An 18,897-nucleotide genomic window follows, 5' to 3' on the forward strand; every position below is an offset into this window, starting at 1 on the left:
TATATTAGTATTATTGGTCTTTCTTTACGCAACGTTAACACATTGCGTTGACTGTCTTATTTTATAAGAACCTTTTTCAAAAGCCAGTAACTGTTAACCTCCTCTTAACCTTAGACGCCCTGCACGAGAATTTCCTCTCTCGTGCAGGGAAAGTCTTTATCAGACCACGTGAACCTGCAGATTGTGCTGTACCAGCACGTCGCCGAGCGTGTTGGCCGAAGAGAGCGCCGAGTTGTGATAAACGTCAAACGTTTGTCCATCAACGGTCCGCTGCCCTGAGGTTGCCCATACGCCGCCATCGCTGTTTGCCAGCGTCACCTGGTCACCGGTGGTCCCTTTAATCACCAGGTCGTTGGTCTGACTGTCGGTGATATTCAGCGCTTCGTTGAGATCCAACTTCACGCTGTTGGTGCCGGCTTTACCGAGGTCAATCACCTCGATGTGCTCGACTTTCAGCCCCAGTGAGGTGAGGTCGAGGGCCATATGCTCACCGTTCAGTACCAGCGTATCGGTACCTGCCCCGCCGTCGATATGGGTAAAGTTCAGCGAGTTCACGGTTACCGTGTCATTGCCCGTACTGCCGGTGACGGACGCCCCTTCCACCGTATGACCATCCGCCAGGGTGATCACCACGCCACCAATGGTGTAAGCACTGCTGTCTGCCACTGCCGCCGTGTCGGTCGCGGTCACTGCGGCGGCCGTCGCATCATGCGTGGTGGTGCTGGTATCCGTACTGCTGGTATCACTGCCGGTCACCAGAGTGGAATCTACCGTCGCGGCATGCGTCACCGCCGTAGTGCTGGTGTCCGTGGTAGTGGAATGCGTTGACGCCGCGGCAGCCGAAGTATCGTCGGCCACCACCGCCATCATCACCGAGGCGGTGGCGACAGAGGACGTGCTGACTGGCAACAGCGAACCCAACAGCAAGGTGTTGCTGGCTGATGCCGGGTTACCCGCCGCATCCACCGCCGTCACGGTGACGATGCTGCTCAGACTCAGCGCCGTCAGCAAGCCGCCGGTGAACTTCACGCTGTAGCGACCCAGCGCATCGGTGGTGGCCTGCAGCGTGGTGCCGTTCAGGGTGACGTTCAGTCGGGTGCCCTGCGCCAGGTTCAACGTGCCGCCCGATACGGTCAGACCGGTCACCAACACGCTAACCAGGCTGAGTATGGGGTCGACGCCGATGGCGGGCAGGTTATGGGTTACCGCCGTGAAGGCATCGCTGGCCGTCGAGGTATTGCCCACCGCATCGGTCAGCGTGACCGTCACGTTGGTCGAGCCATCCGCGATGTTTTTCAACGCTGCGGAAGGCACGGTGACGCTCCAGGTGCCGTTGGCCAGCACCGTGGTGGTATAAATATTCCCCGCCACGTTAACCGATACCGTACTCCCGACGCCATTGGTCGAGGTGCCGCTGATGGTCTCGGCGACATTGGCTTCGCTGAGGTTCAGATAGTGGTCGCCGCCAAACACGCTGCTGTTGGTGATCGCCACGGTTGGCAGCGTGTGGGTGCCCACCAGTACCGTGGTGGCTCCGCTACCGGCATTACCGGCGGCGTTGGTCAGGGTGGCGGTAACCGAATCCGTGCCGTCCGGCAGGGCAGCCAGCGTCGCGGCCGGGACCGACACGCTCCATGCCCCATTAGCACCCACGGTGGTGGTCAGCGTAGCCGTGCCGACTCTCACCGTAATCACCGAACCTTCGGCATTGGTTGAGGTACCGGAAATGGTCTGCGCACTGAGGGCATCCGTCGCGTTCAGCAAGCCATCACCAAAGACGCTGGAGATGGTTACCGTCGGCGGCGTCTGCGCAATCACGCTCAGCGAACCGGTATTGCTTGCCTGGTTGCCATACGCATCGGTGGCGGTCGCCGTAGCCGTCAGGGTGCCGTTGGCTAACGCGGTCAGGTCGGCTTTCGGTACGCTCAGGCTCCAGCTGCCACCGCTTCCCACGGTGGTGGTGTAGGTTTTGCCACTCAGCGACACGCTGACCGTGGTACCCGCCGTCAGGTTGGTCGAAGACCCGCTGATGGTTTGCGCCGCATTCAAATCGCTGGCACTCAGCACACCGTCACCAAACACCGTGTTGAGGGTCAAGGTTGGCGTGCTGTGAATCCCGACTTTCAGGCCCGCGCTGGTGCTGGCCACGTTACCCACCGCATCCGCGACCGAAACACCGACCGTCAGGTTGCCGTCCAGTAAGGTGCCGAGGATGTTTGGTGCAATCTGCGCGCTGAATACCCCACCCTGACCCACGGTTGCGGTCACGGTAGAGCTGCCCAGATTAATGGTCACGGTTGAACCGACGGCGACGCCGTTACCGACCGTACCGCTGATGGTTTGCGTCACCAGCGATTCCAGCAGGCTAAGCACGCCATCACCAAACAGCGGATTCAGGGTGATGGTTGGCACCTGCAGCCCAACCAGCGCGCTGGCTGACGACGCCGTGGTGTTGCCTGCGCTATCGGTCACGCTAACCCCAACGGAAAGATTACCGTCGGTGAGTCCCTGCAGAAGGGTCGGTGTCAGCGCCAGGCTGAAGGTGCCGTTGGCTGCGGTGGTGGTGACAAACTGCGTACTGCCGATGGTGACCACCACGCGGGATCCTGCATCCGCGCCGGTGATAGTTCCGCCAATGGTCTGACCCAGTACCGCATCCGCCACGTTCAGCAGGCCATCTCCGAACAATGGATTGATGGTGATAGAAGGCGCGGTCAGTTTGACCACCGCACCGGCGCTAACGACTGGCGAGGTGTTCCCTGCCGGATCGGTCACCGACGCGGTAACGGTCAGATTACCGCTGGTCAGGGTGCTTAACAGGGCCGGCGTGATGGTGGCGGTAAAGGCACCGTTGCTGCCGACGGTGGCATCCACCGTGGTATTACCGACGGACACATGGACGATGGATCCCGCCACGGCATTGTTAACCGTACCGCTGATGGTCTGATTGGTCAGCGCATCCGCAATGTTCAGGATGCCATCGCCAAAGATCGATCCGATCGACACGGTTGGCGTGGCGGTAAAGATGCCGACGTTCACCGCCGTTGAGCTGGTGTTCCCCGCCGGGTCGACAACCTTAACCCCCAGCGCCAGCGTGCCATCGGTCAGCGCAGCCAGATCCAGTGGTGGAATGTTGACGCTCCAGCGACCCAACGCATTCACCGTTGACTGGTAAGATTTGGTGCCCAGCGTGACGGTAACGGTTGAACCGGTTGCCGCCGTGACGGTGCCGCCCACCGTTTGGGTTAAGGCAGCCTCGGCGATATTCAGCAGGCCATCGCCGCCAAACAGCGTATCCAGCGCGCCGATAACCGGTGCGGTAAGGATTGTGGTGACGGTTTCGCCGATGGTTCTGCTGTTACCCGCCGCATCGGTCAGCACCAGTTCCAGTTCCGTACTGCCTGGCTGCAGCGCACCCAACAGGCTCGGCGGTACCACCAGCGCAAAGTTGCCGTCCTGGCCAACGTTAGCGGTCAGCGTGGTGCCGCCCAGCGTTAAGGATACCGTCGCGCCGACGCCAGCGGAGGTTGCCACACCGGTAATGGTCTGGGCAACAGCCGTGTCGGCAGCATTGAGGAAGCCGTCACCAAACAGTGAGTCGACCACCAGATTCAGCGCGCTGTTCACCACTTTATTAATGGTGACCGTGGCATCGGTCTGGTTACCGGCGGCATCGTCGACACGCAGGCCAAACACCAGCGTGCCGTCGGTCAGGCTACCCAGCACTTCCGGCGTCAGTTGAATGCTGAAGGTACCGTTAGGCTGCACGATGGCGGTCGCAATCGGTGCACCGTCGCCGAGATACAGACCAATGGTCTGGCCTTCGGCCCCGGAGGCGGTACCGGTCAACAACTGCGTGGTGAGGATATCGGTGGCGTTCAGCAGGTTATCGCCCAGCAGCGCCTCCACCTGAATCAGCGGTGCGCCGGTATCCACGGTGAAGGTATCCGTAGTGGTCGTGAGGTTACCCGCCGCATCGCTCAGGGTGGCGGTAATGGTATGACCGGTCTGCGTGAGCGCCTGCAGGTCACCAGAAGGCACGCTGGTGCTCCAGCTGCCGTTTGCCTGCACAATCGCGGTATAGGTTTTGCCTTCCAGCGTCACGGTGACCGCTCTGCCCGCCTCGGAAGTGGATGCGGTGCCGCTGATGGTCTGCGAAACCGCAGCTTCACTGCCATTCAGCACGTTATCGCCAGCAAATGCCGCGATGGTCAGCGTTGGCGCTACGCGGTCGACGAGGATTTGCTCGCTGGCCGTGAACGTGCCGTCGTCCACCGTGACCAGTTGCGCCTGAACAGTGTGGGTCCCGTCGGCCAGGTTCGCTGGCAGATTCGGGATAGTCACCGACCAGGTCCCTGCGGCGGTCGCTACCGGATAGGTGCCGACCGGCACACCATCTACCGTGACGGTAATGGTTCCCGCACCCGTTAAGGCTGGCAGATTGGCAAAGGTGCCGTTAATCGTCAGCGTGTCACCATCGGTGGCGTTCACGATATTGTCAGTCGACACCGGTGCCAGCGTTAACAGCGGCGTTGCCGGCAGCGTCAGGTCTATGGTGACGTCGGCACTGGCGGTGCCGATATTGCCTGCCGCATCGGCTACCGACACCCCGATGGTGCCGGTGCCGCTGGTGCCAAGCTGCGCAATCGCCGCTGGCGTAACGTTGACTGACCAGCTTCCATCAGCCTGCACCACGCCGGTCAGCGTGGAGGTACCGATGGTGACCGTCACCAGCTGTCCCGCGCTGGCACCGACGGTGGTTCCGCTCAGCGTCTGCGCAGACAGGCTTTCGACATAGGTCAGCGCATTGTCGCCGGTAAACGGCGTAATGGTGACGGTCGGTGCCTGGGTATCCACCGTGAAGCTGCCCGCCACGGTGGTGGCGTTGCCGGCACTGTCAGTGGCCACAACCGTGACCGCCTGAGTACCCTGTGCCAGCGCACCCAACTCGGCCGCGCCGAGACCCAGCGTCCAGACACCGTTGGTGCCGGCGGTAACGTCATAGTTAGTGCCACCGACGGTGACCCTCACCGCCTGGTTAGCGCCCGCCGTACCGGTCAGTGATGCACCGGCTGTGGCTTCCGCCAGATTCAGGAAGCTGTCGACAAACGGCGTCGCCAGCGTAGCCACCGGGGCCGTCAGTGCCGCGCTAAAGTCCAGGGTTTCCGTGGTGCTGTTGCCCGCCGGATCGGTGACCGTCACGTTGACACTGTGCGTCCCTGCGGTCAGGCCACTCAATGTGCCTGCTGGCAACGCCACCGACCAGTTACCGTCAGCATCGACGGTGCCGGTATAGGTGACGCCCGCCACGTCGATCCTCAGCTGCACGCCCTGGTTAGCGCCGGTGGCACCGGTGGTGCCGGTCAGCGTTAACGCGCCGGCCGCTTCCGCGATGTTCAGTACGCCATCGCCAAACAGGGTATTGATGGTCGGATCCGGTGCGGTCAGTACGGCGGTAAAGTCGAGTGCCGCGGTATCGCTGTTACCTGCGCTGTCGGTCGCGGTGACGCTGACGGTATGCGTGCCGTTGGCCAACGCGCCCAGCTGCGCGGGCGTCAGGCTCAGCGACCAGTTGCCGCCCGCATCGACGGTCGCCGCGACTGGGTTACCGTTGTTTAAGCCGCTGATAGAGACATTCACCGTCTGGCCCGCACCGAGTTTACCGGTAGAGCCACTGATGGCCTGCGCCAGGGCGGCTTCGCTGATATTCAGCTGGCCATCGCCAAACGGCAGGTTGATCGACACGTCAGGCAGATCGTTAATCGCCACCAGCAAGGCACCGCTGGTCGTTCCAACGTTGCCTACGCTGTCGGTGACGGTAACCGCAATTGGCCAGTTGCCATCCGGCAGCGTGGTCAATACGTTGGCCGGTAGTGCCAGACTCCATTGCCCGGTCGCCGTATCCACCGTCGCGGTATAGGCCGCGCCGTTAATATTGACGCTCACCGTCTGCGCACCGGTGATACCGGTGACGCCCGTCAGCGCACCGCCTGCTGCCGCTTCCGTGGCATTCAGCACGCCATCGACAAACGGCTGCACCAGCGTTGGTGCCGGCAGTCCGGTGATGATGGCGGTGAAGTCCAGCGAGTCGCTGCTGCTGTTACCCGCGCGATCGGTGACCACCACGTCAATGGTATGCGTGCCGTTGCCCAAATCCGCCGCCATTGACGGCGTCAGCGTGGCGCTCCAGTTGCCGTTAGCATCGACGGTTGCGGTGACGACATTATTATCAATCTGCAGCTCAACCGTCTGGCCCGCACCGACAATGCCGGTGGTGCCACTGATGATTTGATCGACACCGGCTTCAACCGCATTCAGTGCGCCATCGACAAACGGAACCGCTATATCGGCGACCGGCAGCGTATTGGCCAACACTTCAACACTGCCGTTGACGCTGGCCGGGTTGCCCGCCGCATCCGTAGCGGTGACGGAAACCTGCAGCGTTCCATCCGCAAGGCCGCTGAGCGCCCCGGCCGGGATGTTCGCCGACCAGAGGCCGTCAGCCTGAACGGTGCCCGCGAAGGTCAGGTTACCAATGGTCACCTGAACCGCCGTGCCGACATCCAGGTTAGTGGCGGTGCCGGTGAGGATCTGTGCCGCCGTGACTTCGGCTGCATTGAGCAGTCCATCCACAAACGGCGTCGCCAGCGTCAGCACCGGCAGCGTATTGATCGCCACGCCCAGATCCAGCAGATCCGTGGTGGTATTACCGGCGGTATCGGTGACCGAGACGCCGACCTGCGCGGTGCCATCAGGCAGCAGCAGCAAATCACCGGCCGGGATAGTCAGGCTCCAGGTGCCGTTATCCGTCACCGTGGTGGTGTAGGTTTTATTGTTCAACGTCACGTCAATGGTCAGTCCCGCTTCAGACGTCCCGCCCACCAGCAATCCTGCGACTGCTTCAGCCAGATTCAGGATCTGATCCGTTCCGGCACCTAAGGTGACGTCGAGGATCGGTGGATTGGTGTCGACGGTGAAGTTTTCGCTGCTGGTGGCAGGGTTGCCCGCCACGTCATTGCCGCTGGCCGTCACGCTGTTGGTGCCCTGATTCAGCGCCTGAACATCCGCCGCCGGAACGGTTGCCGTCCAGTTGCCGTCCGCATCCACCGTGGCGGTGTAGGTTTTGCTGTTGAGGGTAACGGTGATGTTATCCCCGGCGGCAATATGCTGGCTGGTGCCGGTGATCTGCACATCACTTCGGGATTCATTGAAGTTGATCACATCATCGCTGGTCACCGGATTAATGGCGATCACCGGCAGATCGGCTGCCTGAGCAATCACCGTCACCTGATGCGTTGAGCTGGCCGGATTGCCGGAGGTATCCGTCACCGACACGCTGATGGTCTGCGCACCGTCCGTCAGCGCGCCAACGTTGGCGGCCGGCACACTGGTGGTCCATGTGCCATCTGCCAGCACCGTGGCGGTATAGGTGACGTTGTTCAGGGTAATGGTGACCGTCTGTCCTTCCGCCACGTTAGTGGTGGTTCCCGCAATGGTCAGCGGCTGTCCGGCTTCGGCCTGATTAATGTAGTCATCACCGGAGACGATGCCCACGGTAATGGTTGGCTGGTTAGCCGGAGACGCATCCACCGTCACCGTCAGATTCTGCACGGTGCTGTTCCCGGCGCTGTCGGTCAGCGTGGCGATGACCGGATAGGTGCCATCGGCCAGGGTTTGCGTCACGCTGGAAGGCAGATCCAGCTTCCAGGTGCCATCACTTTGCACCGTTTGCTGATATGTCTGGCCATTAAAGGTAATGGTCACCTGCTGACCCGCTTCGCTCACGGACGCGGTACCGCTGATGGAGACTGGCTGCAGGATCTCAGCCGCATTGATGATGTTGTCGCCGGCAACCGGCGTCAGTGCCAGCGTCGGCGCAACCAGATCGACGGTAATGGTGGTGTCGATCGTACCGGTATTGCCCTGCGCATCGGCGGCGGTCACGGTGATGGTCTGGATCCCGTCGCCCAGGCCCTGCAAGGTCGCCGTGCTGAGTGGCAGGGTCCAGTTGCCGTTGGCATCCACCGTGGCGGTGAAATCAGCGCCATTGATGTTTACGGTGACGGTTTGACCGGCCCCGCTGACGCCTGTGGTGCCGGTCAGCGTCTGATCGGCCCCGGCTTCGCTGATACTCAGATAGCCATCGACAAACGGTGTGTTGATGGTCGGCTGCAGCGCTTCCGTCGCCACAACCACCGTGGTGGTGATGGTGCCGGTGTTACCTGCCGCATCACTGAGGCTGACATTCAGCGGATAGCTACCGTCTGCCGCAGCCTGCAGTAAACCGGCTGGCAGTTGCAGACTCCAGTCACCCTGGGCATTAACGGTGGTGCTGTAGCTTTGTCCATTGAGGGTGACCGTGACCGTCTGGCCTTCCTCTGCGCCCACGCTGCCACCGCTCACGGTGATTTCCGCGGCGGCTTCACCGTTGTTCACCACGCCGTCACCCGCGACAGGATTCAGAGACAGTGTTGGTGCAACCGTATCCACGCTGAACGGGATCGCCAGTATATTGCTGTTGCCGGCGACGTCGGTGACGGTCACCGGAATACTGGTATCACCCTGCGCCAGGGTTTGCAGGGCCACAGACGGCACGGACACCGTCCAGTTGCCATCCGCATCCACCACACCGGTATAGGTCGTGGTGCCAATCACTACCGAGACGGTCTGACCGTCGCCGGTGACGCCGGTGGTGCCGCTCAGGGTCTGCGTCAGCGCGGCTTCATTACCGTTCAGCACGCCATCGGAGAACGGTGTATCGGCAGTGGCCAGTGGCAGATCGTTGACGTGAACATTCAGGATGCTGCTTCCGGTGACGGTTGCGCCGGTATTGTCGGTGACGCTGGCGGTCAGCGTTACCGCCCCGTCCGGCAGACCGGCCAGTGAAGAAGCCGGAATAATGGCATTCCACACGCCATTGGCGCCCACCACGGCCGTAAAGGTCTGGCCATTAAAGGCCACGGTCACCGTGCTGCCTTCGGCGACGTTCGCCGTGGTACCTGAAACAATCAGCGCATCCTGCGCTTCTTCGGCATTCAGGTAGCCATCGGTGCTCAGCGGATCCAGGCTGATGCCTGCAGCCTCACTGTTAACCGTCAGGCTGTGGGTGGCAGTGACCGGGTTGCCTGCTGCATCGCTGACGGCCACGTTGAAGGTGGCGGTGCCGTCAATCAGTGCTGCCAGCGCGGCGGATGGAATGCTGACGCTCCAGCCGCCGCTGGCCTGTACGGTCGCTTCATAAACCTGACCGTTAAGGGTGACGGTGACAATCTGACCGGCTTCGACGTTAGTTGTCGAGCCGCTCAGCAGCTGCGCGGTCTGCTGTTCAGCACCGTCCAGAATGTCATTGCCGGCAAAGGTGTTGACGGTAAGCGTTGGCAGCGAAGCGGCATCGGCTTTCACCGCCAGCGTGCTGTCGACCGTGCTGCTGTTGCCTGCCGGATCGGTGGCGGTCACGCTCAGGGTATAGTTGCCGTTGGTCAGCGCAGCCAGGTCGCCTGCAGGAACGGTCACCGTCCATTCGCCGGTATCGTTAACCTCAGCGGTGTATTGCACGCCGTTCAGGGTGATCTGAACCGTTGCATTCGCTTCGCTGCTGCCATTGACCACCAGTGGAGCGCCCTGCTCAGCCGCATTCAAAATGTTGTCGCCGGCAACCGGCCCCACTGCAACCGCAGGTGGCAGACTATCAACCGCCAGGGTGAGATTGGCGGTCGCCGGATTTCCGGCCGCATCGCTGACGTTAACCACCGCAGTGGTATCGCCCTGAGGCAGCGCCTGCAAGGCATCAGCCGGAACGCTGACGCTCCAGTTGCCGTTGCCATCGACCGTACCGTTGTAGGTGACGCCATTAATGACGACGTTGACCGTCTGACCATCGCCGGTCACGCCGGTGGTGCCGGTCAGGGTCTGCGGACTGCCCGCTTCCTGTCCGTTAAGGGTGCCATCAACAAACGGCACATCGGTGGTGACCACCGGCAGATCGGTAATTGCCACGGTCAGCCCGGCAGTACTGGTCACCGGGTTGCCAGCCGCATCGGTACTGGTCACGGTGAGCTGCAGCGCGCCGTCAGGCAGGCCCTGCAGGGTTGCCGCCGGAACCGAGATGCTCCAGCTGCCATCCGCCGCTACGGTGGTTGGATAGGTTACGCCATTCAGCACCACGGTTAACGCGGCACCTTCCGCTACGTTAAGCGTTGTTCCGCTGATGATCAGCGGATCCTGGGCTTCGGCGAAACTCAGGTAGCCGTCGCCGCTAACCGGGTTAATCGCCACGCCGCTCAGGCTGCTGTTAATGTCAAAGTTGCCCGGCACGGTGCTGATGTTGCCGGCCGCATCGCTGACGGTGACGCTGTAGGTCTGGCTACCCTCAGCCAGTCCACCCAGCGCAGCCGCTGGAATGGTGACGCTCCAGTCACCACTCGCCTGCACCACGCCGGTGTAGCTGACGCCATTCAGGGTCACGGTGACCAGTTGGCCTTCCTGCACATTGGTGGTGGTGCCGCTCAGCAGCTGATCGACCTGCTGTTCAGCGCCATCAACCACGTCGTTTCCGGCGAACGCATTCAGCGTCAGCGTTGGCAGCGAATCTGCATCAACGACGACGTTCAGTGGTGCATCCTGCGTGGTGGTATTACCGGCCAGATCGGTAGAGACCACGGTCACGGTGTAATTGCCGTTGGTCAGTCCGGCCAGTGCATCGGCCGGAATGTCCAGGCTCCACTGGCCATTGCTGCCAACGGTGGTGAGGTATTCGGCTCCCTGGAAGGTCACGGAAATGGCCGCGCCGTTTTCCCCGGTCCCGCTGACGGTCAGGGGTTGCGCCTGTTCAGCCACATTCAGTACGCCGTCGCCAGCGATGGGGGCCACGCTCAGCGCCGGTGCGGTCAAATCCACCGCCAGCGAGGAATTGGCTGAAGTGCTGTTGCCCGCAACATCCGTTGCCGTCACGGTCACCGGATAGGTGCCGTTGGTCAGCGCCGTGGCATCGGCAGCCGGTACCGCAACGGTCCAGTTGCCATCGCCATCGACCGTGCCCTGATAGGTCACGCCATTCAGGGTGACGCGAATGCTGTCACCGACCTCGCCCGTACCGCTAATCGCCAGCGGCTGGCCCTGCTCACTGGCATTCAGCGAACCGTCGCCAGAAATCGTTGCCACAATCAGCGCCGGTGGGGTGAGATCCACGGTGACAGTTCGATCGACCGTCACCGGCTGGCCGGTGGTCGGCGTCGCGGTGACAGTCAGGGAGTATGGGCCATCCGTCACGCCCGTTAAGGCACTGGCAGGGATCGCTGCGGTCCACAGCCCGTCAGCACCGACCGTGGCGGTGTAATTCGTGCCGTTAAAGTTGACCACCACGGTGGTGCTGCCATCCGCCACGCTACCGGTGACGTTAACGCCCAGCTGCGCTTCGGCGGCGTTGACGATATCGTCGCCCGCCACGGTATTGACGATCACCGTGGTATCGATAGCGGTTTCGACGCTGACCGCAGGGGTCTGCACCGCGCTGTTACCCGCGGCATCGGTAACCGTCACCGTGACGGTATTGTTCCCTTCGGTCAGGTTGCCCAGCGTGCTGGCAGGCACGGTAACGCTCCACTGCCCGTCCGAACCCACGGTGGTGTTGTAGGTCTGTCCGCCCAGCGTCACCGTCACCGCATCGCCCTGCGTACCGGTACCGGTAATGGCCAGCGGCTGGCTCTGTTCAGCCAGGTCGATGATGTTATCGCCCGCAATGTCATTGACGGTAAAGGTTGGTGCAGCGGTATCCACGCTCAACGGCAGGTTTTGCGTGGTGGTATTGCCATAGACATCTGACGCCACGATCTGCAACGCATAAGGACCGTCGGCAAGACCGGCCACCACGGTTTGCGGCACCGTCACGCTCCAGTTGCCCGCATCATCCACCGTTGCCGCGTACGTTGTGCCATTCAGCAGCACATTAACGGTATCCCCCGGAGAGACCGTGCCGCTCAGCACCAGCGCGCTGGCCTGTTCTTCCTGATTAATAATATTGTCGCCGCCGGCCACGTCACCGGTAGTCAGCGTTGGCAAGGTGGTTGCCACGGTAATGTCCGGGACCGGCGTAATGGTGGCGGTATTGCCCGCGATATCGGTGACGGTCACGGTGACCGGCGTGGTGCCCTGCGGCAGCGCCTGCAATACGGTGCTCGGCAGATCCAGTGACCAGACGCCAGAGCTGTTGACCGTGGCGTTGTAATCCTGGCCATTAATATTGACGACAACGGTCTGACCGTCGCCGGTTTGGCCGGTGACCCCGGTCAGCGTCTGCGCCACGCCCGCTTCGGCATTGTTCAGCACGCCGTCGGTAAACGGCGGCGCCAGCGTCGGTGCCAGCGTGGGTTCGTTCAGAACCGTCAGCGAGCCATCGCTGGTAACGGTGGTGCCATTGCCTGCCACCACGCTAACGGCGGCATCCACTGGGCCTTGCGGTAACGCCGCCAGCGCAGTGGCCGGAACCGATAGGCTCCAGCTGCCGTCGGCACTGACGGTGGTGGTGTAGGCGACACCGTTAAGGGTAAAGGTGACCAGGCTGTCGACCGGGACGTTAGTGGTATTACCGGTGACGTTCAACGCGGATTCGGTCTCAACCGCATTCAGGTAGCCATCGTCGCTGAGCGGATTGAAGGCGATGCTGCTGAGGGTGTTATCCACGCTGAAGGTTTTGTCGGTGGTGCCGGTATTGCCGGCCAGATCGGTCACGCTGACGCTAAGGGTTTGCGAGCCATTGGCCAGCGCGGCCAGATCGCTGGCGGGCACGCTCACCTGCCAGCTGCCGCCGGTTTCAACGGTAGTGACATAGCTGACGCCGTTCAGCGACACGGTCAGCGTTTGCCCCGCTTCAACGTTGGTGGCGGTACCGGTGATCAGCTGGTTCACCTGCTGTTCGGCACCATCGATGACGTTATTGGCGGTGATATCCGAGACAAAGATGGACGGAATATTTTTATCCACCACCAGCGTGGTGCTGGTGTCGGTGGCATTGCCCGCCTGATCGCTGGCGGTAACGTTGAGGGTATAGCTGCCGTTCGCCAGACCGGCCACCACGTTGCCCGGAATAGTCAGCGACCACACGCCATCCGCATTGACCACCGCGGTGTAGTTAACATTGTTCAGCTCAACGCTGACCGTGTTGCCGACTTCGCCGGTGCCGTTAACCACCAGCGGTTGATTACTCTCGGCCGCATTGAGGTAGCCGTCAGAGGCCGGATTCACCGTAACCGTTGGCGGCGTTAAATCGACGTCCAGCGTGCGCAGGACAGACGTCGAGTTACCGGCAGCATCGGTGGTGGTGACCTGGACTTCATAGCTGCCATCGGTCAGCGCAACCAGCGCCGCTGCCGGGACATCCACACTCCAGTTACCGGTGCCGGTCACCGTGGCGGTATAGAACTGCCCATTCAGCGAAATTGTGACGGTATCGCCAAATTCACCGCTGCCGCTTAAGGTCAGTGGCTGGCCCTGCTCTGCCAGATTCAGGCGATTGTCTTCGGCGATGGCATCAACCGTTAAGGCCGGTGCCAGCGTATCAACCTGGAAGCTGTCGTTCAGCGTGGTGCTGTTGCCTGCCGAATCGGTCGCGGTCACCACCAGCGGATTGTTCCCCTGTGGCAGCGCCTGCAGCACGGCATTCGGCAGCGAGACCGACCAGTTGCCGTTGGCATCAACGGTGCCGGTGTAGGTGATGCCACCCAACACAATCGACACGCCCTGACCTGCGCCAGTCACGCCGGTCGATCCGGTGAGGGTCTGATCGGCGATCGACTCTGCACCATTTAAGGTGCCATCCACAAACGGCGTATCCACCACCAGCGCGAAGTCCGGATTCACATCGGAAGTCAGGCTGTGGGTGGTGGTAATAACGTTGCCGTTCACGTCGGTGGCGGTTGCCGTTACGGTCAGATCGCCATTCGGCAAGGTGCCCAATGCCGCAGCCGGCACGGTGACGTTCCAGCTACCGTCAGAGTTAGTGGTGGTTTCGTAATCGACGTTGTTAAAACGCACCAGGATCCGCGCGCCAAAGGCCACAAAACGGCTGCTGCCGTGGATCACCAGATCGTTTTGCGCTTCAACATTATTCAGCATGTTGTCATCGCTGATCGCGCCGATGGCGATGGCGCTGAAGGTGTTATCCACGGTGTAGTTGCCGGTGGTGGCCGCCGGGTTGCCGGCAACATCACTGACGTCGACGGTATAGTTTTGCGTGCCGTTCGCCAGCTGGTAGAAGGCGCTGGCAGGGACCAGGACGCTCCAGCTGCCGTCTGACTGCACGGTCCCGTTGTAGGTTTCGCCGTTCATGGTGACGGTCACAACCTGACCCGCCTGAACATTGGTGGTGCTACCGGTGACAAACTGAGACAGGCCTTTTTCAGCCCCATCCAAAATGCCGTCGCCGGTAAACGGTGCCACGCTGATGGTTGGCAGATCCGCCGCGTTGGCGATGACCTGCAGTGTCTGGGTGGTGGTGCCGACGTTACCCGCCGCATCGGTAGCCTGCACGCTGACGTTGTAGCTGCCGTCAACCAGCTGGGTGACCGTGGCCGCAGGAACGGTGACAGTCCAGTTGCCGTCAGCATCGACGGTAGCGGGGTAAATGCCGCCGTTCAGCGTTACCTGCACCGTTGAACCCAGTTCCGCAGTGCCGGTAAGGGTCAAGGCTGCGCCGTGCTCGACCGCGTTGAGATAGCCGTCACCCGAAACCGGCGCCAGGCTCACGTCAGGCGCAGCGGTGTCTTTGAGGATTGGCGTCAGTTCGGTGGTTTTATTGCCGCCCGCATCGGTGGCGGTGACGCTAAGGTCATATTTACCGTCTGGCAGCGTTTGCAGGGTTGAAGGCGACACGCTGACGCTCCAGTTCCCCGCCGCATCGGTGCCGGTATTGTAGGTTACACCGCCGACCACCACGCTGATGGTGCTGCCGGCTTCGGCGGTACCGCTGACGACCAGCGGCTGATTCTGGCTCTGGCCATTAATGGCGCCATCATTGCCGAACGGGGCGACCGTCAGCGCTGGCGGCGTGGTATCCACCGTCACCGGAACCGTAGACGAGATGCTGTTGCCCAGTGAATCTTTCACCGTCACTATCACGTCGGTGCTGCCGTCTGGCAGTGCCTGAAGCACGCCCGGTTGCAGCGTCAAGGTCCACACGCCGGTGTCAGGATTAACGGTGGCCGGATAATCGACGCCGCCAATGGTCACGGTGACCGACTGATCGGGGAAGGTTACGCCGGTATTACCGGTCAGCGTTTGTGGCGAATCCGTTTCGGTGCTGCTGAGAATATTGTCGCCAAACGGCGCATTCACTTCGATGTTGTTCGGGAACGTGGTGCGCACATCGAGGCTGGCTTCGTTGCTGACCGTGGTGCCACCCGCATCCACCCCGGTGACGCTCACGGTATAGGTATTGTTGGCGAGGCCAGACAGTGCCGCAGCCGGAACCGTCGCCGTCCAGCTGCCGTCTGCGCCGACGGTGGCCGCATAGCCGATGCCATTGAAGGTGACGGTCAGCGCCGTGTTCTCCGGCAGGCCCACGCTGACGCCGCCAATCAGCAGATCGCTGTTGGCCTCATTCGCATTCAGCGCGTTATCGATGCTGATTGCCCCAATGCTCAGCGATGCCACGCTGTTATCAACGTTCACATCCACGGAGCCCGTGGCGGTATTGACGTTACCAGCCAGATCGGTGACCTGGACGGTAAAGGACTGGGTGCCGTTGGTGAGGGTCTGCAGCTCGCTGGCTGGCAGCGTAATACTCCAGCCGCCACCTGCTGCCACCACGCCCTGATAGACGTTGCCGTCGGCCAGCGTGACCTGCACCTGGCTACCGGCCGGCGCATTGGTGGTCTGCCCGGTCAGGAATTGATCCTGAGTGACTTCAGCGGCATTCAGCACGCCGTCGCCGGTTAACGGATCCACGGTCACCGTTGGGCGATTGGCCGGATCGGCAGCGAAGGTCACGTCGGTATAGGTTTCGGTGCGGTTGCCGGCGGCATCGGTGGCGATCACCGTCACCTGATAGGTGCCATCGGCAATGCCGCCTTTGATATCGTCCAGCGAGACTGTCCAGGCGCCGGTGGTTGGATTGACGGTCGCGGTCAGATCCACACCGTTAATTTGCACCAGCACGGTATTGCCGACTTCCGTCTGGCCGTTGACTGACAGCGGCAGCGCCAGTTCGCCCGCGTTGACATAGCCGTCGGTGGAAATGGTTTCAACGCTGACGGTAGGCGCAATGGTATCCACGTCCAGGGTGGTGGTGGTTGGCGCGCTGGTATTGCCATAGGCATCGGTCGCGGTGACAGAAACGGTGGTACCACCCTGCGGGATCGTCTGCAAATCCGAGGCCGGAACGTTAACGCTCCAGGTGCCGTTCGCATTGACCGCGGTGGTGTAGGTGACGCCATTCAGGGTCACGGTGACGGTTTCGCTGCCGTTGCTTAAGCCGCTGATGGTCAGCGGCTGATTCACTTCCGTCTGATTCAGCAACGCATCCGACAGCTCAACGCTGACGGTGGGTGGCGCGGTGACCACATTGACCGGCGTGGTCGAGGTGGAGGTATTGCCCGCCGGATCGGTGACCACCACGGTGATATCGTTGCTGCCCTGCGGCAGATTCTGCAAGGTGGCTGGCGGCACGGTGACCGTCCAGCTGCCGTCATTGTTGACCGTGCCGGTGTATTCCGTGCCGCCAACGGTGACGGTAACCGTCTGCCCGCTGCCGGTTGATCCGGTATTACCCGTCAGCGTCTGTGGCGTCGACGCTTCACCGCCACTCAGCACGCCGTCACCGAACGGCACATCAATCGTGGCATTCGGTGGCGTGGTATGCACCTCAAGCGAAACGGCAGAGCTGTTTTGCACCACCGATCCATCCGCCAGCGTGGCGGTCGCAGTGACCAGATTCGAGCCTTGTGGCAACTGTTGCAGATCGGCGGCAGGCACGGAGGTGCTCCAGCTGCCATCTGCGCCAACGGTGGCGGAATAAGACTTACCGCCGAGCGTGACGCTCAACACGGTGCCGGCAGGAATGCCGGTGGCAAAACCAGAAATCACCAGCGAAGACTGGGATTCAGTGGCGTTCAGCTGGCCGTCGCCGCTGAGTTCACTGATGCTGATACTGCTGACGGAAATCGCCTGCACATCGAAATTATGCGAGGCAGAGACCGAAGCACCGGCGGCATTAGACACCGTCGCGGTGATGGTGCTCTCGCCATTGGCCAGGGCCTGCAAAGCCGAGGCGGGCACCGAAATACTCCAGCTGCCGTTAGCCCCAACCGTTGCGGTGTAGGTTTGTCCGCCCAGTGAAATGGTAACGGTCTGCCCTTGCTGAACGTTGGTGGTGGTACCACTCAGGGTTTGCGGCGTCGATCTTTCTGCCCCATCCAGCACGTCGTTTCCGGCAAAGGTATTAATCCCAATGGTTGGCGCGTTAGGCTGGGTGATTTCAGGCTGGACGGTGAACACATCGGTGCCGGTGGCGGTGTTGCCTTCGGCATTGGTGACGCTGACGTTGATGGTGTTGCTGCCGTTTGGCAGCGCCGCCAAATCTGCCGCAGGCAGAGAAATACTCCAGCTGCCATCGGCGCCCACGGTGGTGGTGTAGGTTTTGCCGTTCAGCACGATGGTCACCGTGCTGCCCGCTTCGGCGTTGGTGGTGGTGCCGCTCAGCGTCTGGTTACTGCCCTTCTCGGCCTGAGTCAGCACATCGTCGCCGGTAAACGCATTAACACTGACAGTTGGCGTTAGGGGAGTCGTTCCGCCGCCGTTGTTACCACCGTTGTTTCCGCCGTCGGTCCCGCCATTGTTTCCGCCGTCGGTCCCGCCGTTGTTATTATCGTCGCCGCCACCACCACCGCCGCCACCGCCGGCAATCGCGCCGACCGCCAGTCCAGCCAGACCCAGCGCACCAATACCTGCAGCGGTGATCACGCCGTTAGACGCGCCGGTATCCGCCAGCAGAAGCGGTTCGATCGATCCCAGAGATTCATATTCCGGGGTGACCGCCATGGCGGTCTGGGCATCGGCGAACTCATTGGTGATCGGGAACAGCGCGTGCTCAGGAGGATTAACGCCATCGTCGAAGACCAGCTCGCTGTGGTCACCATCGACGTCGTCGAAGAAGAATTGTTGATAGCGAACCACGCTACCGTCGCGCATGTGCAAAATCAGGTCGTTACCCTGGCGCTCAAACCCGGTCACCATGTCTCGGGTACCGTGAATTCTCACTACGCTGGGTTGATTCAGAAGGACGTTATGGGACAAGCCCGCATTGGCCTGTGACAGGATTTTTCCATCATCGCGTGAAACGATATCTACGCGGCCATCATTGAGCTCTGCCATGGGTAACCTCTATATGCACCAGAAATTTTCATTATGTGTTTCGCGCGAGAAAATGAAGAAAACCTTCACTATCAGACGCAAAGCAAGGGATAACCAACACTCGAAAGTGGTTTGGTTTTTACCTGGTGCATAACCGCTCCCACTGGAAGCGAAAAGAATTACCTGTGGCGCCCAGTCTGGCTGAGCGACTATTTTTTCTAGCTTTTCCTTACACATACTAAGAAAAATCTGTCACCTTTGCGTGATGAATATTTATCAGAAAGATAAAAATATTTAATCAAATACACAACTTCTTAACAAGGGAAGGTGCCAAAAATTGCTAAATAACTGTTGAGTATCGCAGGTAAAGATTTGATTTAACGTAAGGAAAATTCTTATCGATTTAGCGGATTTGAGGAGAAACCTAACCCAAACCGGCTTATTCCCGGATAATTCAGCGGCGTTACTATGCGAAAATTTCCATTAGATTCGTGATAATCAGCACAACCTGACCTACCCTGAACCGGATGAAATTTAATCACCGCCGGTTGAGGT

1 protein-coding gene is annotated in these 18,897 nt (G+C 61.0%); it reads right to left on the bottom strand.

All coding sequences use genetic code 11. The features are described 5' to 3' along the window. Positions 1-159: 159 nt before the first annotated feature. The gene (locus EBC_RS16900) at positions 160-18,363 is read right to left on the bottom strand and encodes an Ig-like domain-containing protein (RefSeq protein ID WP_013203050.1); all 18,204 of its coding nucleotides are present in this window, start codon (positions 18,361-18,363) and stop codon (positions 160-162) included. Positions 18,364-18,897: the final 534 nt, after the last annotated feature.

Origin of the sequence: Erwinia billingiae Eb661 (assembly GCF_000196615.1) — a bacterium.
GTDB classification, from domain to species: domain Bacteria; phylum Pseudomonadota; class Gammaproteobacteria; order Enterobacterales; family Enterobacteriaceae; genus Erwinia; species Erwinia billingiae.